The sequence below is a fragment of the Rhizobium sp. L9 genome (assembly GCF_002531885.1).
In the GTDB taxonomy this organism is placed as follows: Bacteria; Pseudomonadota; Alphaproteobacteria; order Rhizobiales; family Rhizobiaceae; genus Rhizobium.
In genome coordinates this window covers 80,622-101,173 of record NZ_NWSZ01000025.1, presented here as the reverse complement: position 1 = coordinate 101,173, position 20,552 = coordinate 80,622, and the positions used below count along the sequence as shown (strand labels likewise).

Sequence of the window (20,552 nt, the reverse complement as noted above, 5' to 3'; positions counted from 1 at the left end):
TGGAGGTTTGGTTGTTTCGAGTTTGGTTGTGAAGCAGGCGAAGTTGGCGGTCTTTTGCCTTCATGTCATGGCTGGTTTGGGTGCTTTGGTGAGCGCCATGGCGATCTTCTTGATGTCTTGGGCGGCGGCGGCAAGCAGGCATTGGCAGGCTACGCGGGTGAGACTTCGGAAGCGGGCATAGCGGTGACCGTGAAGCTGCTTGGCGTCGGCGAAGGAGCGTTCGACCGTCTCTTTGCGGCGCTTGTAGATGGCCTTGCCCCAAGGTGTTAGGCGATGGGCATCAGTGCGTTCACGGGCTTCAGTCCAGACATGGCGGGTGATGGTGCGGATGGCTTTGGTGTTCGATGTGCATGAGGCCAGCAGCGGACAGGTGCGGCAGATGGCGGGATCGGATGTGTAATGCTTGTAGCCGTTCCGATCGGTGGTGGCATAGGCAAGCAATTGGCCCTCGGGGCAACGATAGCCATCCGTGTCAGGCTCGTAGGCGAACTTCGACTTGCGCATCATGCCGTCTTTGGGCGGGGTCGGATTGCGATAGCCGGTAACACCGAGGACGTGCCGGTCCTCCAGGCCCTTGGCTATGCCTGCTGTGGCATAACCGGCATCTAGGCCGACGGCGCCGACCTCGAGGCCGAAGCGGGCGCGCTGCCGGTCCAGCCGGGAAAGATAGACGATCGAGTCATGCACGTTGGCCGGCGTCACATGGGTATCGGTGATGATGGCAAGCTTGCCGTCCACCGTGCGATGATCGAGATAGAAGAAGCCCTTCGGTTTGCCGTCGCGCACCATATAGCCGCTGTCGGGATCGGTGCGGCTGACCTTGGTCTCCTTGACCTGCGGCTCGCGCTCCCTGTCCTTCAGTGGTTTTTGCCCGTGCAGCATCCGCTCCGCCTCGATCGCCCGGTCGAGATCGGCCCAATAGTCGGCCCGCGACTTGGCAATCATCGCAAGATCATATTTGCCCTTGTTGGCATTGGCCTTCAGATGGGTCGAGTCGGTATAAAGCACCGTCCCGTCCACAAGTTTGTGGGCGATCGCCTGCTCGACAATATGATCGAAGATATCCTGGGCCACACTCGTGTCATTGAATCGCCTCCGCCGGTTCTGCGACAGCGTCGATGCGTCAAACACCCCATCCGTCAGCTTCAGTCGCAAGAACCAGCGATAGGCAACGTTGACCTCGATCTCTCGCACCAGCTGGCGCTCCGAGCGCACCCCATAGAGGTAGCCGATGAACAGCGCCTTGAACATCAGCGTCGGATCAAGTGGAGGACGGCCGTTGTCGGGGCAGTAAAGCCCGGCAACACGATCATGGATGAATGAAAAGTCGATCACCGCATCAATCTTGCGAAGCAGGTGATCCTTCGGAACCAGCTGATCGAGTGTCACCATCTCGAGCGCCGTCTGTTCAGCAGCAGGTTTCTTCAACATGTCCCAATGAATCACAAACCCCTGCACCAAGCCAGCGGTTTGTCAGCAGTCTGAGCGCGGCCTTCGGGCCGCGCCTTTTTATTTCCGGGAATCAGCGATGAAATCGGAATAGAATTCGTCCGCCGTCCTTGCCTTGCGCATGGCGGCAAGCACGCCGTCCGATTGCAGCCGCCGGGCGATGGCCGAGAGCACATTCAGATATTCGGCGCGATTGTTCGCCCCGAAGACGAGCACGAAGGCGATATCGGTCGGGATATCGTCGATCGCCTCGAAATCCAGCGGCTGCGCGAAACGAATGAGAAGGCCGCGAGGGCTCGTCATGCCGTCTATGGCGGCATGCGGGATGGCAATGCCATTGCCGATCCCCGTAGAGCCGAGCCTCTCACGCGCTTCGAGCGCCTTCAGGATGGTCTGGCCGTCGACGGAGAAGGCCTTCGCCGCCTTATCGGCGATGATCTGCAGCGCGCGCCATTTCGTCGGTGCCGAGACACCGATCAAAGTGTGCTCCGGCCGGGTGATGTTGGGAAGGTTCATGTGATTCTCGATGTGGGCGGCTCGATGTGGTCGGCATCGGGAGGGAGGAGATGTCAGTCCGGTTCCCTGAGCCGATAGCCGACGCCGGTTTCGGTGGTGATATAGTGTGGCTGGTCGGGGCTCTGCTCGATCTTTTGCCTGAGCTGCCTGATATAGACGCGCAGATATTGCACGTCAGCCGCCGGCCCCCATACCTGCTTCAAAAGAAACTGGTGTGTCAGCACCTTGCCGGCATGCTGGGCGAGCACGCGCAAGATGTCATATTCCTTAGGCGACAATTTCATTTCCTCGCCGTCGACCTTGACGATGCGTTTGACGAGGTCGACCGACAGCCCGCCGGTCTGGAAGATCGCCTTTTCGCCCTGCTGCTGCAAGCGATGGCGCAGCGCCACGCGGATGCGGGCGCCAAGTTCGTTGATGCCGAAGGGCTTGGTGACATAATCGTCGGCGCCGCTTTCCAGCGCCTTGACGATGCCGGCCTCGTCGGTGCGGCTGGAGAGGATGACGACGGGTAGGGACAGGCCTTCGTCGCGCCACTCCTGCAAGAGGTCATGGCCAGGCGTGTCGGGCAGGCCGAGATCGAGCAGGATGAGGTCGGGCCTGCCGTCGGCAACCGATTGGCGGGCGATTGCCGCATTCGGCGCCTCCTGCACCTCGTAGCCCTGCGCGGTCAGGCCGACGCGAAGAAGCTTGCGGATTGGAGGCTCGTCGTCGACGACGAGGATCTTGACGGCTGAACCGGTCATCTGAGTTCATCCAGTTTCGGTATGTCGTTGGGTTTCGGCAGGCGGATGGTGAAGACGGCGCCCGGGCGGCCCTTTCGGTTGGCGGCGGTGATCGTGCCGCCCATCGCCTCGACGAAACCGCGGCAGATGGAAAGGCCGAGGCCGGTGCCGGCGCGCACCTGGTCACCCTTGCGCACGCGATAGAAGGTGTCGAAGACGCGGGTAAGGTCGGCGGGTGGAATGCCCGGGCCTTCGTCCGAGACCTGCAGCACGACATTTTCGGCATCGGCCCAGCCCTCAATATGGACCACCGATCCCTCGGGCGCATATTTCGCGGCATTGTCGAGGAGGTTGAAGATCACCTGCTCGAACAGGACAGGATCGACGCGTACCATCGGCAGGTCGGCGGGAATGCTCGTCTCGGTCTTGTGGCGCTCGAGGATCTTTGCGGCGCGGCGCAGCGCGCTGCCGACGATATCGCCGGCATAATGCAGCGCAAAATTCGGCTCCATCGCACCGGATTCGATCTTGGTCATGTCGAGCAGGTTGGCGATGAAACGATTGAGGCGCTCGGATTCGTCGACGACGGTGGAAAGCAGATCGGCGCGGTCCTCCTCCGGCATGGAGGCAAAATAGTCGCGCAGCGTGCCGGCGGCGCCGAGGATAGCCGCAAGCGGCGTTTTCAGATCATGCGAAATCGAGGTGAGCAGGGCCGAACGCAGCCTGTCGGCTTCGGCCGCAAGCTTTGCCCGGTCGACATCGGCGACGAGCTGGACGCGTTCGATCGCAAGAGCCGCCTGATCGGCCAGCGCATCGAGCAGCCGCTGCTGCTCCGGCGTCAGCAGCGGCCCGTCGCGGCGGTCGCTGTCGAGGCCGATGACGCCGACGGCGGTGCGCCCGGTCCTCAGCGGCACATAGAGCCGCTTGGCGCCGGGCAGGGTATCGGCGCCGCGGCCGGCGGCGTGATTGTGCTCCCAGGCCCAGCGGGCGGCGGCGATATCGGCATCGTCGAGCGTGTCGTCGGGCGGATAACCGGCCTTGACGGCGATGGTGCCCTCTTCCGGCAAGAGCAGCACGACACGGACCTTCAGCATGGAGGCGAGCTGGAAGGCGGTCGCCCAGAGCACGTCGTCGAGCGTACCGGTGCCGGCGAGCTTCTTTGAGAAAAGATAGAGATCTTCCGTCGTGCGGGCCCGCTGCCTGGCGGCGGCCGCCTGCCGCTGCACGGTCGCGGTCAGATTGCTGGCGATGATGGCGACGCCGAGGAAGAAGAACAGGGCCAGCACGCTTTCCGGATCGCTGATCGTCAGCGTATAGCGCGGCGGCAGGAAGAAGAAGTTGAAGGACAGCGCGCCGAGAATGCAGCTGTAGAGCGCCGGCCGTAACCCATGCAGCACGGCAGAGGTCAGCACCGCCATCAGGAACACGAGGGCAAGGTTACGCACGTCGAGCACCTGATCGAGCACGATGCTGACGCCAAGCGCGATGACAACATAGACGGTCGCCAGCAGATAGGCTCTGAAATCGAATTCAGGGGCCGTGGCCGCCGCCCGGATGCCGCGCGCGGTGGTGCCGTCCTTCTCATTGCCGGAAATGACATGGACGCTGATCTCGCCGGTCTTGCGGATCAGTTCGTCGGTGATTGAACGGCTCCACCAGTCGCGCCATGTCGCCATCTTGGGGGCGCCGATGACGATGTGGGTGACATTGTTTGCTGTGGCGTGACGGACGAGCTCTTCGGCGACCTCGCGGCCCGGAATCGTGATCGCCTCGCCGCCGAGCTGTTCGGCAAGACGCAGCGTTGCGGCAACAGTGTCGCGCTCGGCTTCGGTCAGATTGACCGAACGGCTGGTCTCGACATAGACGGCGGCCCAGGGCGCGCGCAGGCGCGAGGCCATACGAGCTGCATATCGCACCAGCGAGGCGGAGCGCGGGTGATGGTCAATCGAGACGAGGACACGTTCGCCCGCCGCCCAAGGGCCGGAGATCGCGTGAGCCTGCATATGGGTGAGCAACTGATCGTCGACGCGCTGGGCGGTTTTGCGTAGCGCAAGTTCTCTCAGCGCCGTCAGGTTGCCCGGGGTGAAATAGTTTGCCAATGCCCGCTCGGCGGTGCGGGGCACATAGACCTTGCCGTCATGCAGACGCTTGATCAGATCGTCCGGCGTCAGATCGATGATCTCGACGTCGTCGGCCAGGTCGATGATCGAATCCGGCACCGTCTCGCGCACACGGATGCGGGTGATCTGCGAGACGACGTCGTTCAGGCTTTCGACATGCTGGATGTTGAGCGTCGTGTAGACGTCGATGCCGCGGCCGAGCAATTCCTTGACGTCGAGGTAGCGCTTCGGATGGCGGCTGCCTTCGGCATTGGTATGGGCGAGTTCGTCGACCAGAACGAGATCGGGCCTGCGGGCGAGGATGCCGTCGAGGTCCATTTCCTCGAGCGGACGGCCCTTATAGTCGATTTTGACGCGGGGGATGATTTCGAAACCGGCAAGCAGCGCCTCGGTCTCCTTGCGGCCGTGGGTCTCGACGACGCCAATGACGACGTCGAGGCCGTCGGCGAGTTTGGCACGGCCGGAGACCAGCATTTCATAGGTCTTGCCGACACCTGGGGCGGCGCCCAGAAAGATCTTCAGACGGCCGCGCATCTCCGCCCGGGCTTTTTCGAGAAGCGCATCGGGCGAGGGCCTGCCGGCCTGGTCGCGGTTGTCGTCTGGCATGCGTGTTGTCTTTCTGCGAATGGCTGCAATCGAGGTTCAGCTGGCGGATGGCATTCCCGATGTTTACGCGCGAGATTAGCCCCTCATCCGGCTGCCGCCACCTTCTCCCCGTAAACGGGGCGAAGGGGACGCGCCGCGACCTCTCCGTCCCTCGCCTAGCTCTCGCTTGGCACGTCCCCTCTCCCCGTCAGAACGGGGGGAGTGTTAGGGTGAGGGGCAGCCGTTACCGCCAACCGGACATCAGTGAGTCAAGCCCGAGGATGGCGGAGAGTGGGGTTGGCCTTGTCGCCAAACCACAGCATCTAACCTGCCAAACTCACTCAGTCATAGAAGCATCAAGGCTCTGGTTCAACGCCAGAACATTGACGGTAGGTTCTCCCAAAAATCCGAGTTCGCGGTCCCGGACGGCGCCGTCGACCAACGCCTTGATCTTCGCCTCGTCGATGTTGCGTGCCTTGGCGACGCGCGCCACCTGGAAGTAGGCGGCCTCCGGCGAAATATCAGAATCGAGCCCGCTGCCGGACGCGGTGACGAGGTCGGCCGGCACCTTGGCGTTTGGGTTTGCCGCCTTGGCTGTTTCGTAGTCGCCCTTTACGCGGTCGATCAGTTTCTGGCTGGTCGGGCCGAGGTTCGAGCCGCCGGAGGCGGCGGCATTGTAGCCATCGCCGGCGGCCGAGGGACGGCCGTGGAAATACTTGTCGCTGGTGAACGCCTGGCCGATCAGCCTCGAGCCGATCACCCGACCGTTCTTCTCGATCAGGCTGCCATTCGCCTGGGTCGGGAAGAGCGCCTGGGCCGCTCCCGTCATGGCGAGCGGATAAAGCAGGCCCGTGATGGCTGTAGTGGCAACGATCATAACGACGGCCGGGCGAAGTTCTTTCAACATTGTTCTTAGCTCCTAGAGATGTCAGGCGAGACGGAGGGCCGCGACGGCCATGTCGATCGCCTTGATGCCGATGAAGGGAACCACAATGCCGCCGAGGCCGTAGATCAGCAGGTTGCGTGACAGAAGCGCGCCAGCGCCGATCGGACGGTAACGCACACCCTTCAGCGACAGCGGGATCAGCGCGATAATGATCAACGCGTTGAAGATGATCGCCGAAAGGATGGCGCTCTGCGGAGTCGAAAGCCCCATGATGTTGAGGATGCCGAGCTGCGGGTAGAAGGTCAGGAACATCGCCGGGATGATGGCGAAATACTTGGCGATGTCGTTGGCGATCGAGAAGGTCGTCAGCGCGCCGCGTGTCATCAACAGTTGCTTGCCGATTTCGACGATCTCGATGAGCTTCGTCGGGTCCGAGTCGAGATCGACCATGTTGCCGGCCTCGCGGGCGGCGACGGTGCCGGTGTTCATGGCAACGCCGACGTCGGCCTGGGCCAGCGCCGGGGCATCGTTGGTTCCGTCGCCGCACATGGCAACGAGCTTGCCCTTGGCCTGTTCCTCGCGCATCAGCGCCAGCTTCATCTCGGGTGTTGCCTGGGCAAGGAAGTCGTCGACGCCGGCTTCGGCGGCGATGGCCGCTGCTGTCAGCGGATTGTCGCCTGTTATCATGACGGTGCGGATGCCCATGCGGCGAAGCTCGGTGAAGCGTTCGCGGATGCCGCCCTTGACGATGTCCTTCAGCTGGATGATCCCGAGCAACCTGCCGTCGCGAGCAACGGCGAGCGGCGTGCCGCCTGACTTGGCGACCTCGTCCGATATCGACTGCAGCTCGCGCAACAGCTCGTTGCCATTCTTCGAGGGGGCGTCGCCTTTGACATAGGCGAGCACCGTATCGACCGCGCCTTTGCGGATCGAAGCGCCTTCGAGATCGACGCCGCTCATGCGGGTCTGGGCGGTGAAAGGCACGAAGCTGGCCTTGAGACTCGCCATGTCGCGGCCGCGGATCGCATATTTCTCCTTGGCGAGCACGACGATCGAACGGCCTTCCGGCGTTTCGTCGGCAAGCGAGGCGAGTTGCGCGGCATCAGCGAGCTCCTGCTCGGAAACGCCGCGCACCGGGTGGAAGGCCGTCGCCTGGCGATTGCCGAGCGTGATCGTGCCGGTTTTATCGAGCAGCAGCGTGTCGACGTCGCCGGCCGCTTCGACGGCACGGCCGGACATCGCAAGCACGTTGAAGCGGACGAGCCGGTCCATGCCGGCGATGCCGATCGCCGACAGGAGCGCACCGATCGTCGTCGGGATCAGGGTGACGAAGAGGGCGACGAGCACGATGATCGGGATCGAGCCGCCGGCATAGATGGCAAAGCTCGGGATCGTCGCCGTCGCCAGCACGAAGATCAGCGTCATGCCGGCGAGCAGGATGTTGAGCGCGATCTCGTTCGGCGTCTTCTGGCGCTGCGCGCCCTCGACCAGCGAGATCATCCGGTCGAGGAAGGTGGAGCCGGCCGCCGCGGTGATGCGCACGCGGATCCAGTCGGAGAGCACCTGCGTGCCGCCTGTCACCGCCGAACGGTCGCCGCCGGATTCGCGGATGACAGGAGCGGATTCACCTGTGATCGCCGCTTCGTTGACGGAGGCGACACCTTCGATGACTTCGCCGTCCGAGGGAATGATGTCGCCGGCCTCGACGAGCACGATATCGCCGACCTTGAGGCTGGTGCCCGGCACCATGCGGTAATCGCCGCCGTTGGCTGTCAGCAGCTTGGCCTGGGTTTCGGTGCGCGCCTTGCGCAGCGAATCTGCCTGCGCCTTGCCACGGCCTTCGGCGACGGCCTCGGCGAAATTGGCAAAGAGCACGGTGAACCAGAGCCAGAGATTGATCTGGAACGAGAAACCGAGATTGCCGTTACCCGCCATGAGATCGCGCAGGAAGAGCACGGTGGTCAGCACTGAAACAGTGGCCACGACAAACATGACGGGATTTCTGGCAAGGGCGCGTGGGTCGAGCTTCTTGAAGGCGGCGCCGACGGCCGGAATAAGGATGCGAGAATCGATGATGCTCGCGGATTTTGCCTGGCTCATAAGAGACTCCAGCTTTGAAACGAGGACGACGAGGAAACCTGGGGATGTGGGTTACGGCATCGCCTCAGAAGGTCTGTCCGGCGATCGCGACGAGGTGTTCGACGATTGGACCGAGGGCCAGCGCCGGGAAGAAGGTCAGGCCGCCGACGATCAGAATCGTGCCGATCAGCAGGCCGACGAAGAGCGGACCGTCGGTCGGAAAGGTGCCTGCCGAGGCCGGAACTGTCTTCTTGGCGGTGAGCGAACCGGCAATGGCGAGCGCCGGGATGATGACCAGGAACCGACCGGCAAGCATGCCGATGCCGAGTGTCACATTGTACCAGGGCGTGTTGCCTGTAAGACCGCCGAAGGCCGAGCCGTTATTGGCCGCAGCCGAGGTATAGGCATAGAGGATCTCGGAGAAGCCGTGCGGTCCGGGGGTGCCGACCGAGGCGACAGCGGAGGGCAGCACCGTGGCCATGGCGGTAAAAACAAGCATGGCGAGCGGCAGGCAGAGGATGGCGAGAACGGCCATCTTCATTTCTTTCGCCTCGATCTTCTTGCCGAGATATTCCGGCGTACGCCCGACCATCAGCCCGGCGACGAAGACGGCGACGATGATGAACAGCAGGATGCCATAGAAGCCGGCGCCGACACCGCCGACAATGATTTCGCCGAGCTGCATGTTGATCAGCGGAATGAGGCCGCCGAGCGCGGTGAAGCTGCCATGCATGGCGTTGACGGCGCCACAGGAGGCGGCGGTGGTGATGACGGCGAAGAGCGAGGACAGCGCGACGCCGAAGCGGACTTCTTTCCCCTCCATATTGCCGCCGGCGAGGCCAAAGCCATGCATCAGCGGATTGCCGGCCGCTTCGGCCCAATAGGTGATGCCGACGCCGACGACGAACAGCGCGCCCATCGAGGCCAGAATCGCCCAGCCTTGGCGCTGGTTGCCAACCATGCGGCCGAAGACGTTGGTCAGAGCCGCACCGATCGCGAAGATCGAAACCATCTGGATGAGGTTGGAAATCGCATCGGGATTTTCGAACGGATGGGCCGAATTGGCGTTGAAGAAACCGCCGCCATTGGTGCCGAGCATCTTGATGGCGAGCTGCGAGGCGACCGGGCCGAGCGCGATCGTCTGCTCGCCGCCTTCGAGAGTCGTCGCGTCGACATAGGGCCCGAGCGTCTGCGGTACGCCGAGATAGACGAAGACGAGCGTCAGCACGATGCAGATCGGCAGCAGGATGTAGAGCGTGCCGCGGATCATATCGACCCAGAAATTGCCGATCGCCTTGCCAGACGCCCGTGCGAAGGCACGGATGAAGGCAACGGCGATGGCCATGCCGGTGGCGGCGGAAAGGAAATTCTGCACCGTGAAGCCGGCCATCTGCGTCAGATACGACATGGTGCTTTCGCCGCCGTAGTTCTGCCAGTTGGTATTGGTGGGAAAGCTGACGGCGGTGTTGAAGGAAAGGTCGGGCGGAACAGCGGCCATGCCGGCCGGATTATAGGGCAGAACGCCCTGCAGGCGCATCAACGCGTAGAGGAGGAGGACGCCGAGAAGGTTGAACATTAGCATCGCCAAGGCATAGGAGGTCCAATGCTGCTCCTCGCCTTCGCCGGTGCCGGCCATACGGTAAAGTCCGCGTTCGATCGGGACGAGGACGGGCGAGAGGAACGTTCGCTCGCCATTATAGACGCGCGTCATATAGCCGCCGAGCGGTTTGACGAGCAAAAGGACGATCCCGCAATAGAGCAGGATCTGAAGCCATCCGTTGAGGGTCATGGAGCTAAAACTTTCAATACCCGGCTGGTTCTCGGTCGCGCAGCGCGGCCTCGCAAGCGCCGGTTCAGAAGCGTTCTGGGCGTAAGAGAGCGTAGGTGAGGTAAACGGTGAGAAACACGGTTACGGCGCCGCTCAGGACATAATCGAGGGTCATCGTCGCTTCTCCTTAGAGCTTGTCGCAGGCTGCGACATAGGCAAAGCACAGCGAGAAGAATAGGATCGCTGTGCCGAGCAGAATGGTATCCATCATGATCGTGACTCATGTTGTTCTTGTTGGAGTCAGACAAGACAAAGGGCCGCTGCCGTTGGAGACTGCCTTTTATGCTTTCTGGCGTGGAGAGGATCCTTCGATCTCTCGGGCACCAATATGGAGCCGGAGCGCATAAAGGTTCGAGACGGCCGAAACCGCATCAATATAAAAATCTTATAAATGCTTTCAGGCGGCTGCAGCGGGGACGAGAGCAGGGCGCGATCTTGAAATTCAAGGGTCGACCCGGAACTGGTAGCGGCCTTCGGCGCTGCGGCCGTCCATCGAGAGAACGCGCCAGTCGAGGGTATAGAGGCCGGGCGCCATTGCGGGATCGAGAGGGATCTTGAATATGGATCCTTCGGGGCCGGAGAGGAACGGCTTGCCGAGGGGGAGCGCCCTGCCTTGGGCATCGAGCAAGGTGGCGGTCGAGCGGGCAAGATCGACGGGACCGCTGAAGGTAAGCTCGACATTGGCCGGCACGAGCTCTTCTTCCTGCTGCTGCGAGGGCAGTGATGCTTGTTCGAGGGCCGCGGCCGCCTGGTTGCCGGCGAAAAGAAGGGATGCGAACAGGCAGAATGACACGACCGACTTCATGATGGCCTTCCTATATTGCCGAGCCATTGGCGCCGGGAGCCGTCATGCTCCCGCCACGCCGTGCGGGCTGCATGCTATCAACGCTGCCGGGGGCGATTTCGATCCCGCGTCCGCAGAATGACGCGCATTGGCTGCCCCGGGTTGTCTCTGCGAAGGGCGGCGTTCAAATCGGCCACCAGTCTGCGCCAGAATTTTCGAAGTGGTCTAAGCATCCTCTGGGAAAGCCGGCTTCCGCCGACATTGTCGTTATCATGCTTCATCACTTGTCGCCTTCCCGCCTTGCCGTGGCTCACGAGTAAGACTGTACCGCGCGCTGTGCTCTTCCGGAATCATACGGAGGTTTATCGGCGCTTATCTTTCGGGCTACGCATGTGAGCATTTCGTCGCGTGATGGGCAAAAGCTTACTCAGCGGTTGAATCGAAGCGCCCTGCGGTCTTATAGTCGCCTCAACGGCACCTCTGAATCTTCGGGGCCATAGGGAAGGAAACCGACAATGACCAAAGTCCGTGCGCTGGTGCTGGAGCGCCAGCATGAGCTTGCGTTGCGCGATATCGATCTGCCGCTGGAGACAGGGCCAGGGCAGGTGAGAATCAAGATTCATACTGTTGGCGTCTGTGGTTCGGACGTTCATTATTACACCCACGGCAAGATCGGCCCGTTCGTCGTCAACGCGCCGATGGTGCTCGGCCATGAGGCGGCCGGCACGGTGGTCGAGGTCGGGGCCGGTGTGACACATCTGAAAATCGGCGACCGTGTCTGCATGGAGCCCGGCATTCCCGATCCGAACTCGAAGGCGAGCAGGCTCGGCATGTACAATATCGATCCTGCCGTCAGCTTCTGGGCGACACCGCCAATCCATGGCGTACTGACGCCCGAAGTGGTGCATCCGGCCAACTATACTTTCAAGCTGCCCGACAATGTCAGCTTCGCGGAAGGCGCGATGGTGGAACCCTTTGCCGTCGGCATGCAGGCGGCAGCCAAGGCGAAGATCGCACCCGGCGATACTGCCGTCGTGCTCGGCGCCGGGCCGATCGGCACGATGGTCGCGATTGCCGCTCTTGCCGGCGGCTGCGCTCGCGCGATCGTTGCCGATCTCGCCCAGCCGAAGCTCGATATATCCGCGCAATATCAGGGTGTCATCCCGGTCAACATCCGCGAGAAGAACCTGGCCGAAGAGGTCGGTCGGCTGACCGACTGCTGGGGTGCGGATGTCGTCTTCGAATGCTCCGGGTCGCCGAAGGCCTGGGAGACGATCATGGCACTGCCGCGTCCGGGCGGTGTCATCGTCGCCGTCGGCCTGCCGGTGAACCCGATCGGCTTCGACGTCTCGATGGCCTCCACCAAGGAAATCCGCATCGAAACCGTGTTCCGCTATGCTCACCAATATGAGCGGTCGATCGCATTGCTCGGTTCGGGCCGGGTCGATCTGAAGCCACTGATCTCCGAGACGTTCAAGTTCGAAGATTCGGTCAAGGCCTTCGACCGCGCCGTCGAGGCCCGGCCGAGCGACGTGAAGCTGCAGATCGTGATGGAATAGGCGCCGCAGAGCCTTTACGGATGCCTGCCGCTTGGTTTCATCCTGCGAAAGAGTAGAGCCGCGGCTGCGACGACAGCGGCGGCCGCGACGGCGATCAGCAGATGCCGATGCAACGGAAGGTGGCCCAGTATCTGCTGGATGCCGTTGCCGAACAGATAACCGAGTGCTGTGAAGAGCTGCCCCCACACCAGAGCGGCTACCGCATTCAGGATGACGAATTTACCGGTCGTTATCCGCGTCGTGCCAATGACGATCGGGCTGATCGTGCGCAAGCCGACGAGAAAACGGAACGCCAGGATGAAGCCGGTCTGATATTTTTCCAGCAGCCGTGTCGCACGGGCGAGCGCGGGTCGTTCCATCAGCCGGCGGACGGGAGCCCATTGCCCAGCATAGCGGCCGGCGAAGAACCAGAACTGATCGCCGGCGAAGGAGCCTGCGACGGCCGCGAGCGACGCCGACCAATAGGACAGCAGCCCCCGGTGGGAAATCACGCCACCGAGAAAAGCCGCCGTTTCGCCCTCGAAGGCGGCGCCCAGAAAGATCGCCAGCAGCCCATAATTTTCGATCAGGAGTTCGATGGACACGCGTTCCTGGCCTTAAACCGGCTTCAAATCCCCAAGCAGTGTCGGAATCAGCTCCGACACTGTCGGATGGATCGGCACCGACCATTTCAGTGCGGGATAGGTGGTTCCGGCATTCATCGCATCGATCAGGCCGTGGATCACCTCGTCGCCTTCGATGCCGAGGATCGCCGCGCCGAGGATCTCTTTGGTCTCGGCATCGGCAATCACCTTCATGAAGCCCTTGGTCTCGCCGCGTTCATTGGCGCGGCCGACGCGGCTCATCGGCCGGGTCGAGACCATGATCCTGCGGCCGGAGGCGCGCGCCTGCTTCTCCGTCATGCCGACCCGGCCGAGCGGCGGGTCGATGTAGAGCGCATAGGCCGGGATGCGGCTTGAGACCTTGCGGTCGTCGCCATCGAGGAGGTTGGCGGCGGCGATCTCGAAATCATTGTAGGAGGTATGCGTGAAGGCGCCGCGACCATTGCAATCGCCGAGCGCAAAGATACCTTCGACATTGGTGGCAAGCTTGTCGTCGACGGTGATGTAGCCGCGCTTATCCGTCGCCACGCCGGCGGCATCGAGGCCGAGGTCGTCGGTATTCGGTTGGCGGCCGGTGGCGATCAGAACATGGCTTGCTTCAATCTTCGCCGCGCCGGCGGTGACGCTCACTCCGCTTCCGTTTCGGACAAAGGCGATGTCGCCGGCATCGGTATGAACCTCGATGCCTTCGGAGCGCAATATATCGGCGATCGCGTCCGATATATCCTCGTCCTCGCGCGACGCGAGTTTCGGGCCGTGCTCGATGACGCTGACTTCGGCGCCGAAGCGGCGATACATCTGCGCGAATTCCAAACCGATATAGCTGCCGCCGATCACCGCAAGGTGCCGCGGCAGCGTATCGAGATGGATGATCGACGTGCTGGTGAGGTAATCGATATCGTCGATGCCCGGCAGTTCGGGGATGACGGGCCGCGCGCCGACATTGAGGAAAATGCGCGGCGCCGTCAGCGTCTCGCCATTGACGCGGATGGTCTTTGCATCCTCGAAACGGGCATGGCCGTAGATCACGCGCATGCCCTCCATGCTGTCAAACCAGCCGATCAGGCCGTTGCGGGCATTCATCGTCACGGTTTCCGCCCGGGCTCTCACCACCTTCATATCGATAGCGATTTCGCCTGGGATATTGACACCGTAGGCGGCGCCACTTCTTGCGACATGGGCAGCGCGGGCGCTGGCGACCAGCGTCTTGGTCGGCATGCAGCCGGCATTGACGCAGGTGCCGCCCAGAAATTTGCGTTCGATCAGCGCTACCTTCATGCCCTTTTCGACCATGCGGGCGGCGAGGAACGGGCCGGCCTGGCCGGCGCCGATAACGATGGCGTCGAAGCTCTTCATGACACGGCTCCCACGATTAATAGAGCGCCGACAACGGCAACGGCATCCTCGATGAGGGCGGCCGGCAGATCCTTGCCGAAGGCGGCGGCAAGCCTGGCGCGCAGCGCGGCGCCGCCATAGGTGCCGATGACGGCGCCGATCACCCCGGCGATCAGCCCGCCGAAGAGCAGGCTGCTCGCCGCGCCGATGGTGGCGCCGGCAAGTGCTCCGGTGACGATGCGGGCGGAGAACTGCACCGGTACCTTGCGCGACGGCGTCGACGGCAGCTGGTCGGTGATGAGTTCAACGATCGCGAGAAGGGTGAAAATCCAAGGCGTCCACCGGTAGCCCATGAAGGCAAGCGGCGTCTGCGACACGTCGAACCAGCCGAGCGCCGCGCCCCAGGCGACGGCGGCCGGCGCCGTCATGGCGCGAAGGCCAGAGATGACACCGATCAGCAATGCAAGAAGCAGAAACATGCGCGATCCCCTCATTGCCGGCCGTGTGCCGCAGCCAGGGAAGGTCGCACATTGTCAGGCGCGTGGCAATTCGCCAGCGCGGGCAACTTAGTTCGCAAAGGCGGCGATGCCGGTAATTGCCCGACCAATGATCAGCGCGTGGATGTCGTGCGTGCCCTCATAGGTGTTGACCACTTCGAGGTTAACGAGATGGCGGGCGATGCCGAATTCGTCGGAGATGCCGTTGCCGCCGAGCATGTCGCGGGAAGCACGCGCGATCTCCAGCGCCTTGCCGCAGCTGTTGCGCTTGAGGATCGAGGTCAGCTCCACCGGCGGATGGCCTTCCTCCTTCATCCGGCCGAGCCGCAGGCAGCCCTGAAGGCCGAGCGCGATTTCCGCCGCCATGTCGGCGAGTTTCTTCTGGATCAGCTGGTTGGCAGCGAGCGGCCGGCCGAACTGCTTGCGCTCCAGCGTGTATTGCCGGGCTCTGGCATAACAATCCTCGGCCGCACCAAGTGCGCCCCATGCAATGCCGAAGCGGGCCGAGTTGAGGCAGGTGAACGGCCCCTTGAGGCCGGTGACGCCGGGCAGCAGGTTTTCCTCGGGCACGAAGACCCCATCCATCACCACTTCGCCCGTGATCGAGGCGCGCAAGCCGACCTTGCCATGGATGGCCGGCGCGGAAAGCCCTTTCCAGCCCTTTTCGAGGATGAAACCACGGATGAGGCCGTCCTCGGTCTTTGCCCAGACGACGAAGACATCGGCGATCGGCGCATTCGAGATCCAGGTCTTCGAGCCGGTCAGGCTGTAGCCGCCGTCGACCTTCTTGGCGCGTGTCGCCATCGAGCCGGGGTCGGAGCCATGATCCGGCTCGGTCAAGCCGAAGCAGCCGATCCATTCGCCGGTCGCTAGCTTCGGCAGGTATTTTAGTTTCTGTGCCTCTGAGCCGAAGGTTTCGATCGGCACCATGACCAGCGAGGACTGCACGCTCATCATCGAACGGTAGCCGCTGTCGACCCTTTCGACCTCGCGCGCGATCAGGCCGTAGGCCACATAACCCAAGCCGGCGCCTCCATAATCGGGCGAAATCGTCGGGCCGAGCAGGCCGAGTTCGCCCATTTCGCGGAAGATGGCTGGATCGGTCTTTTCATTGCGAAAGGCGTCGAGAACACGGGGAGTGAGCTTTTGCTGCGCATAGGCATGGGCGGTATCCTGCACCATGCGCTCCTCATTGGTCAGCTGCTCCACCAGGCGGAATGGGTCGGCCCAGTCGAAAACCTCGCGCGTATGCTGCATGGCGGCGTCTCCTCACCATTCATCAGGCTTGCCTTCAAACTGGCCATAGACCCCCCGGCCGATCGCGTCAACAGCGGGCGCTCGCGTCTAAAAGACGAGCCGCGCCATCTTTTCAAACGCCGCGGCATGATCCACTTTGCCCGCGTTCGATTCTGGAATGAGGAGGCGGAAATGTCGTCAAGCGATCTGTTCGTATCGGCCGAAGGTGCCCAATGGGTCAATCCGGAGCCCGGCGTCACCAGGCGCATCATGACCTATCTGCCCGAGATGATGATGGTGGAAGTGGCGTTCGAAAGCGGCGCCGTGGGTGCAGCCCATTCGCATCCGCACATCCAGGCAAGCTATGTCGCCGAAGGCAGCTTCGAGGTGACGATCGATGGCCGCACTGAACTGCTGCGGCAGGGTGGCAGCTTCATCGTGCCGCCCAATCTCGTCCATGGCGTCAAGGCACTGGAAAAGGGCCGGCTGATCGATACCTTCACGCCGCACCGGGCAGAGTTTCTCAAGTAATCACGTTTCGGATTCTGGTTGGCGCGGGGCGTTGGCGACAAAAGGCGGCACGAAGCGCGCATCTTCGCCGCGCACGGCCTCTCGCAGAAAGTCGATAACGGCCCGCACACGCGGCGCCTGTTTCAGGTCGCGATGGCAGGTAATCCAGTAATGGCGCTTGAGGTCGATCTCCTCGGGCAGCACGCGCACGAGTTCGGGATAGCGGCTGGCGAAGAAATAGGGCAGGATGCATAGGCCGAGGCCGTTTCGGGTGGCGGTGAGCTGCGCGAAAATGCTGGAGCTCTGGAACTGCGGTTTGATGCGCGGATGCACATCGCTGAGATAATCCAGCCCCGGCGCAAAAATCATTTCCTCGATATAGCTAACGAAGGGATGCTGAAGCAGATCTTCGCGGCTGGTGATATCAGGCGCCTTTGCCAGGTAGTCGCGCGAGCCGTAGATCTGCAGGTGATAGTCGGTCAGCTTTTCAGCGTAATAAGGCCCGCCTTTCGGCTCGTCGAGCACAACGGAAAGATCGGCCTCCTTGCGCGACAGCGACATGATCTGCTGGATTGTCACCAGCTCGAGCGAAAGATGCGGATGCTGGGCGGCAAAGCGCGGCAGCACGGTGGCGAAGAAGAAATTGGCAAAGCCCTCGGGCGCGCTGAGGCGCACCAGGCCGCGCTGCGCCATCGAGCCATCGGCAAGGTCGGCGCGCAGCCGCTCGGTCTCCTGCTCCATTCGCTCGGCCGTCTCGATGAAACGCGTGCCCATCGCAGTCAGCACGTAACCGCGCGGATTGCGCTCGAACAGCTTGACCTTGAGGGTAAATTCCAGCCGGTCGATACGTCGCGAAACGGTGGCATGGCTGGAGCGCAACTGCCGGGCCGCCGTCGAGAGCTGTCCGGTACGGGCGACCGCTAGAAAAAACTGAAGATCATCCCAAGTAAACTGCGGTGGATTGGTCATCGCCGTCCCATCTGTTCAAAAACGAACAGATACTGTTTGGAATTAGTTGTAAACCACCCGTTGCTTCAATGCGGAATTTCCGTGATCGTAGGCCAAGGCTCGGCCGCTCTGAGGAGTGCGGCTGGCCAAATCTGAACAGACCCGCAATCTGGCTCATCTCTGGGAGGAGAGAATATGCGTAAGAATCTCGTTGCATCAGTTGCATTTCTGCTTGCGAGCAGCACAGCGGTGCTCGCGCAGAGCGCGACCGACGGCAAGGTCAAGATCGGCATCCTGAACGACCAATCGGGCGTCTATGCCGACTTCGGCGGCAAGTCTTCCGTCGAGGCGGCCAAGATGGCGGTCGAGGATTTCGGCGGCAAGGTGCTCGGCGTTCCGATCGAGATCGTCGATGCCGACCACCAGAACAAACCGGATATCGCCTCCAACATCGCCCGCCAATGGTATGACACCGAGCAGGTGGATGCGATCATGGAACTGACGACCTCGTCCGTAGCTCTCGCCGTGCAGGCGATCGCCAAGGAGAAGAAGAAGATCGATATCGTGACCGGCGCTGCGACGACCGATCTCACCGGCAAGGCCTGTTCGCCCTACGGCTTCCACTGGGCCTATGACACCCACGCGCTCGCTGTCGGCACCGGCGGTGCGCTCGTCAAGCAGGGCGGCGACAGCTGGTTCTTCCTGACCGCAGACTACGCCTTCGGTTACTCGCTGGAGCAGCAGACAACCGACTTTGTGAAAGCGAGCGGCGGCACGGTCGTCGGCGCCGTTCGCCATCCGCTGTCGAGCCAGGACTTCTCCTCCTTCCTGCTGCAGGCGCAATCATCCGGCGCCAAGGTGATCGGTCTTGCCAATGCCGGCCTGGATACTTCGAACGCCATCAAGCAGGCGGCCGAGTTCGGCATCACCCAGGGTGGCCAGCATCTGGCGGCGCTGCTCTTCACACTCGCCGAAGTCCATGGTCTCGGCCTTGAGGCGGCGCAGGGGCTGACGCTGACAGAGGGCTTTTACTGGAACCGCGACGACGAAAGCCGCGCCTTCGCCAAGAAGTTCTTCGACCGCACCGGCAAGATGCCGAACATGGTCCATACCGGCACCTATTCGGCGGTGACGCAGTATCTGAAGGCGGTGCAGAAAGCCGGCACCGACGAGACGGAAGCCGTCGCCAAAGAGCTGCATCAAATGCCTGTTGACGACGTCTTCGGCCGCGGCGGCACGGTCGGCGCCAACGGCCGCATGATTCACGACATGTATCTCCTGCAGGTCAAGAAGCCCGCCGACAGCAAGGAGCCGTGGGACTACTTCAACGTTCTCGCGACCATTCCCGGCAAGGAAGCCTACATCGATCCCGCTAAGAGCGGCTGCGATCTGGTGAAGTGAGCACGATGGCGGTTTCCGCGATTGAAACTCAGGCAAAGCCGCGGGTGGTATTGTCCGCCCGCGGCCTGCGCCGCGATTTCGGCGGCTTCACGGCCGTCAAGAATGTCGATCTCGACGTGCACGACGCAAGCGTGCATGCGCTGATCGGCCCGAACGGCGCCGGCAAGACCACGGTGTTCAACTTGCTGACGAAGTTCCTGCAGCCAACGGCTGGCACCATCACCCTGTTGGATACCGATATAACCGACACGCCGCCCGACAGGGTGGCGCGCATGGGGCTGGTGCGCTCCTTCCAGATCTCGGCGGTCTTCCCGCATCTCTCGGTCCTCGACAATGTGCGCGTGGCGCTGCAGCGGCCGAACCATCTGTCGACGCAGTTCTGGCGGCCACTGTCGGCGCTCGACCGGCTGAACGAGCGCGCCGAACAGCTGCTTGCGAGCGTCGGCCTTTCCAAGGAGCGCGACCATTTCGCCGCCGATCTTTCCTATGGCCGCAAGCGCGTGCTGGAGATCGCCACGACGCTGGCGCTGGAGCCGAAAGTGCTGCTACTCGACGAGCCGATGGCCGGCATGGGGCATGAGGATGTCGGCGTCGTCTCGGCGATCATCCGCGATGTTGCCCGCGATCGGGCGGTGCTGATGGTCGAGCACAATCTTTCCGTCGTCGCCAATATCTGCCAGCAAGTCACCGTGCTGCAGCGCGGCGAGATCCTTGCCGAGGGCGATTATGCCACGGTCAGTCAGGATGAGCGCGTGCGCGAGGCCTACATGGGCACGGAGGAGCACTGATGGCCGCTCTCCTCGAAGTTCAGGGCCTTAACGCCTGGTACGGCGAAAGCCATATATTGCACGGCGTCGACATGCATGTTGGCGAGGGCGAGACGATCACCATTCTCGGTCGCAACGGCGTCGGCAAGACGACGACGCTGCGCACCATCACCGGCATCGTGCGAACCCGCAAGGGAAGGATCAGCTTTGCCGGCAGCGACATGATGCATGTGCCGCTGCACAAGACGGCGCATCGCGGCATGGGCTTCGTGCCGGAGGAGCGCGGTATCTTTTCGACGCTCACCGTTTCGGAAAATCTGCTGCTGCCGCCGGTCGTTGCTAGCGGTGGCATGACGCTCGAGGAGATCTACGAGCTCTTCCCCAATCTCTACGAGCGCCGCGGCAGCCCGGGCACCAAACTATCAGGCGGCGAGCAGCAGATGCTGGCGATCGCGCGTATCCTGCGCACCGGTGTGCGGCTGCTGATCCTCGACGAACCGACGGAAGGGCTTGCTCCGGTCATCGTCCAGCGCATCGGCGAGGTGCTGAAGAAACTCAAGGAGCACGGCATGACGATCCTGCTGGTCGAGCAGAACTTCCGCTTCGCCAGCCGTATTGCCGATCGCTTCTATCTGATGGATCATGGGCAGATGGTGTCGGAATTCCCGGTCGGCGAACTGCCGCAGCGCATGGATACGCTGCACAAGGTTCTGGGAGTGTGACCA

The 20,552-nt window shown here is 62.4% G+C and carries 19 protein-coding genes; 5 read left to right on the top strand and 14 right to left on the bottom strand.

Annotated elements, in window-relative coordinates:
* Window positions 1-60: 60 nt before the first annotated feature.
* The 9 genes from CO660_RS24130 to CO660_RS24085 all read right to left on the bottom strand — a co-directional run bounded on the left by CO660_RS24130 (window position 61) and on the right by CO660_RS24085 (window position 10,993).
* A complete protein-coding gene (locus tag CO660_RS24130) occupies window positions 61-1,431 on the bottom strand; it encodes an IS1182 family transposase (protein ID WP_097600839.1) in 1,371 nt (456 codons plus the stop codon).
* Between the two features lie 78 nt (window positions 1,432-1,509).
* The gene (locus CO660_RS24125; protein WP_097600838.1) at window positions 1,510-1,965 is read right to left on the bottom strand and encodes a PTS sugar transporter subunit IIA; all 456 of its coding nucleotides are present in this window, start codon (window positions 1,963-1,965) and stop codon (window positions 1,510-1,512) included.
* Between the two features lie 53 nt (window positions 1,966-2,018).
* Window positions 2,019-2,711, bottom strand: a complete 693-nt coding sequence (locus CO660_RS24120) for a response regulator transcription factor (RefSeq protein WP_097600837.1) — start codon at window positions 2,709-2,711, stop codon at window positions 2,019-2,021.
* Complete coding sequence (locus tag CO660_RS24115) at window positions 2,708-5,416, bottom strand: sensor histidine kinase KdpD (RefSeq protein WP_097600836.1); 2,709 nt, start codon at window positions 5,414-5,416, stop codon at window positions 2,708-2,710. Before CO660_RS24115 ends, CO660_RS24120 begins: the two co-directional genes overlap by 4 nt.
* Window positions 5,417-5,732: 316 nt before the next feature.
* Window positions 5,733-6,302: a potassium-transporting ATPase subunit KdpC gene (kdpC, locus tag CO660_RS24110; protein ID WP_097600835.1), complete on the bottom strand. Its 570-nt coding sequence runs from the start codon at window positions 6,300-6,302 to the stop codon at window positions 5,733-5,735.
* A 21-nt stretch (window positions 6,303-6,323) separates the two neighbouring features.
* Window positions 6,324-8,381, bottom strand: coding sequence for a potassium-transporting ATPase subunit KdpB (gene kdpB / locus CO660_RS24105; protein ID WP_097600834.1), 2,058 nt, complete (start codon window positions 8,379-8,381; stop codon window positions 6,324-6,326).
* 64 nt (window positions 8,382-8,445) lie between these two features.
* Window positions 8,446-10,149, bottom strand: a complete 1,704-nt coding sequence (gene kdpA / locus CO660_RS24100) for a potassium-transporting ATPase subunit KdpA (protein ID WP_097600833.1) — start codon at window positions 10,147-10,149, stop codon at window positions 8,446-8,448.
* A gap of 64 nt (window positions 10,150-10,213) precedes the next feature.
* The gene (locus tag CO660_RS24095; protein ID WP_003547774.1) at window positions 10,214-10,303 is read right to left on the bottom strand and encodes a K(+)-transporting ATPase subunit F; all 90 of its coding nucleotides are present in this window, start codon (window positions 10,301-10,303) and stop codon (window positions 10,214-10,216) included.
* 327 nt (window positions 10,304-10,630) lie between these two features.
* Entirely contained in the window at window positions 10,631-10,993 is a 363-nt protein-coding gene (locus CO660_RS24085) for a copper resistance protein CopC (RefSeq protein WP_085781067.1), read from the bottom strand.
* A 494-nt stretch (window positions 10,994-11,487) separates the two neighbouring features.
* Between CO660_RS24085 and CO660_RS24075 the strand changes: the two genes are divergently transcribed.
* Window positions 11,488-12,531, top strand: a complete 1,044-nt coding sequence (locus tag CO660_RS24075) for an NAD(P)-dependent alcohol dehydrogenase (protein WP_097600831.1) — start codon at window positions 11,488-11,490, stop codon at window positions 12,529-12,531.
* A gap of 14 nt (window positions 12,532-12,545) precedes the next feature.
* On the opposite strand, the gene CO660_RS24070 is transcribed toward CO660_RS24075, so the two are convergent.
* The 4 genes from CO660_RS24070 to CO660_RS24055 all read right to left on the bottom strand — a co-directional run bounded on the left by CO660_RS24070 (window position 12,546) and on the right by CO660_RS24055 (window position 16,222).
* Window positions 12,546-13,115 carry a DedA family protein gene (locus CO660_RS24070; RefSeq protein WP_097600830.1) on the bottom strand — a complete coding sequence of 190 codons (570 nt, stop codon included), beginning with the start codon at window positions 13,113-13,115 and terminating at the stop codon, window positions 12,546-12,548.
* A 12-nt stretch (window positions 13,116-13,127) separates the two neighbouring features.
* Window positions 13,128-14,489: an FAD-containing oxidoreductase gene (locus CO660_RS24065; protein WP_097600829.1), complete on the bottom strand. Its 1,362-nt coding sequence runs from the start codon at window positions 14,487-14,489 to the stop codon at window positions 13,128-13,130.
* Window positions 14,486-14,947, bottom strand: a complete 462-nt coding sequence (locus tag CO660_RS24060) for a DUF4126 family protein (RefSeq protein ID WP_097600828.1) — start codon at window positions 14,945-14,947, stop codon at window positions 14,486-14,488. The genes CO660_RS24065 and CO660_RS24060 overlap by 4 nt, the downstream gene beginning before the upstream one ends.
* 87 nt (window positions 14,948-15,034) lie before the next feature.
* Entirely contained in the window at window positions 15,035-16,222 is a 1,188-nt protein-coding gene (locus CO660_RS24055; protein ID WP_097600827.1) for an acyl-CoA dehydrogenase, read from the bottom strand.
* Between the two features lie 171 nt (window positions 16,223-16,393).
* On the opposite strand from CO660_RS24055, the gene CO660_RS24050 reads away from it, so the two are divergent.
* The gene (locus tag CO660_RS24050; RefSeq protein WP_097600895.1) at window positions 16,394-16,732 is read left to right on the top strand and encodes a cupin domain-containing protein; all 339 of its coding nucleotides are present in this window, start codon (window positions 16,394-16,396) and stop codon (window positions 16,730-16,732) included.
* Here CO660_RS24050 and CO660_RS24045 read toward each other — a convergent pair whose 3' ends face one another.
* A complete protein-coding gene (locus CO660_RS24045) occupies window positions 16,733-17,680 on the bottom strand; it encodes a LysR family transcriptional regulator (protein WP_097600826.1) in 948 nt (315 codons plus the stop codon).
* A 174-nt stretch (window positions 17,681-17,854) separates the two neighbouring features.
* Between CO660_RS24045 and CO660_RS24040 the strand changes: the two genes are divergently transcribed.
* Genes CO660_RS24040 through CO660_RS24030 form a run of 3 tightly spaced genes read left to right on the top strand, consistent with a single transcriptional unit; the run spans window position 17,855 to window position 20,549 of the window.
* Window positions 17,855-19,060, top strand: coding sequence for an ABC transporter substrate-binding protein (locus CO660_RS24040; protein ID WP_097600825.1), 1,206 nt, complete (start codon window positions 17,855-17,857; stop codon window positions 19,058-19,060).
* A 5-nt stretch (window positions 19,061-19,065) separates the two neighbouring features.
* Window positions 19,066-19,848, top strand: a complete 783-nt coding sequence (locus CO660_RS24035; protein ID WP_097600824.1) for an ABC transporter ATP-binding protein — start codon at window positions 19,066-19,068, stop codon at window positions 19,846-19,848.
* The gene (locus CO660_RS24030; RefSeq protein ID WP_097600823.1) at window positions 19,848-20,549 is read left to right on the top strand and encodes an ABC transporter ATP-binding protein; all 702 of its coding nucleotides are present in this window, start codon (window positions 19,848-19,850) and stop codon (window positions 20,547-20,549) included. The genes CO660_RS24035 and CO660_RS24030 overlap by 1 nt, the downstream gene beginning before the upstream one ends.
* Window positions 20,550-20,552: the final 3 nt, after the last annotated feature.

Excerpts from the sequence above, each read along its gene's own strand:
- CO660_RS24130 (WP_097600839.1), bottom strand. The coding sequence starts at position 1,431 with ATGTTGAAGAAACCTGCTGCTGAACAGACGGCGCTCGAGATGGTGACA.
- CO660_RS24085 (WP_085781067.1), bottom strand. The coding sequence starts at position 10,993 with ATGAAGTCGGTCGTGTCATTCTGCCTGTTCGCATCCCTTCTTTTCGCC.
- CO660_RS24050 (WP_097600895.1), top strand. The coding sequence starts at position 16,394 with ATGTCGTCAAGCGATCTGTTCGTATCGGCCGAAGGTGCCCAATGGGTC.
- CO660_RS24055 (WP_097600827.1), bottom strand. The coding sequence starts at position 16,222 with ATGCAGCATACGCGCGAGGTTTTCGACTGGGCCGACCCATTCCGCCTG.
- kdpC (WP_097600835.1), bottom strand. The coding sequence starts at position 6,302 with ATGTTGAAAGAACTTCGCCCGGCCGTCGTTATGATCGTTGCCACTACA.
- CO660_RS24075 (WP_097600831.1), top strand. The coding sequence starts at position 11,488 with ATGACCAAAGTCCGTGCGCTGGTGCTGGAGCGCCAGCATGAGCTTGCG.
- CO660_RS24115 (WP_097600836.1), bottom strand. The coding sequence starts at position 5,416 with ATGCCAGACGACAACCGCGACCAGGCCGGCAGGCCCTCGCCCGATGCG.
- kdpB (WP_097600834.1), bottom strand. The coding sequence starts at position 8,381 with ATGAGCCAGGCAAAATCCGCGAGCATCATCGATTCTCGCATCCTTATT.
- CO660_RS24040 (WP_097600825.1), top strand. The coding sequence starts at position 17,855 with ATGCGTAAGAATCTCGTTGCATCAGTTGCATTTCTGCTTGCGAGCAGC.
- kdpA (WP_097600833.1), bottom strand. The coding sequence starts at position 10,149 with ATGACCCTCAACGGATGGCTTCAGATCCTGCTCTATTGCGGGATCGTC.
- CO660_RS24125 (WP_097600838.1), bottom strand. The coding sequence starts at position 1,965 with ATGAACCTTCCCAACATCACCCGGCCGGAGCACACTTTGATCGGTGTC.
- CO660_RS24030 (WP_097600823.1), top strand. The coding sequence starts at position 19,848 with ATGGCCGCTCTCCTCGAAGTTCAGGGCCTTAACGCCTGGTACGGCGAA.
- CO660_RS24120 (WP_097600837.1), bottom strand. The coding sequence starts at position 2,711 with ATGACCGGTTCAGCCGTCAAGATCCTCGTCGTCGACGACGAGCCTCCA.
- CO660_RS24060 (WP_097600828.1), bottom strand. The coding sequence starts at position 14,947 with ATGTTTCTGCTTCTTGCATTGCTGATCGGTGTCATCTCTGGCCTTCGC.
- CO660_RS24095 (WP_003547774.1), bottom strand. The coding sequence starts at position 10,303 with ATGACCCTCGATTATGTCCTGAGCGGCGCCGTAACCGTGTTTCTCACC.
- CO660_RS24035 (WP_097600824.1), top strand. The coding sequence starts at position 19,066 with ATGGCGGTTTCCGCGATTGAAACTCAGGCAAAGCCGCGGGTGGTATTG.
- CO660_RS24045 (WP_097600826.1), bottom strand. The coding sequence starts at position 17,680 with ATGACCAATCCACCGCAGTTTACTTGGGATGATCTTCAGTTTTTTCTA.
- CO660_RS24065 (WP_097600829.1), bottom strand. The coding sequence starts at position 14,489 with ATGAAGAGCTTCGACGCCATCGTTATCGGCGCCGGCCAGGCCGGCCCG.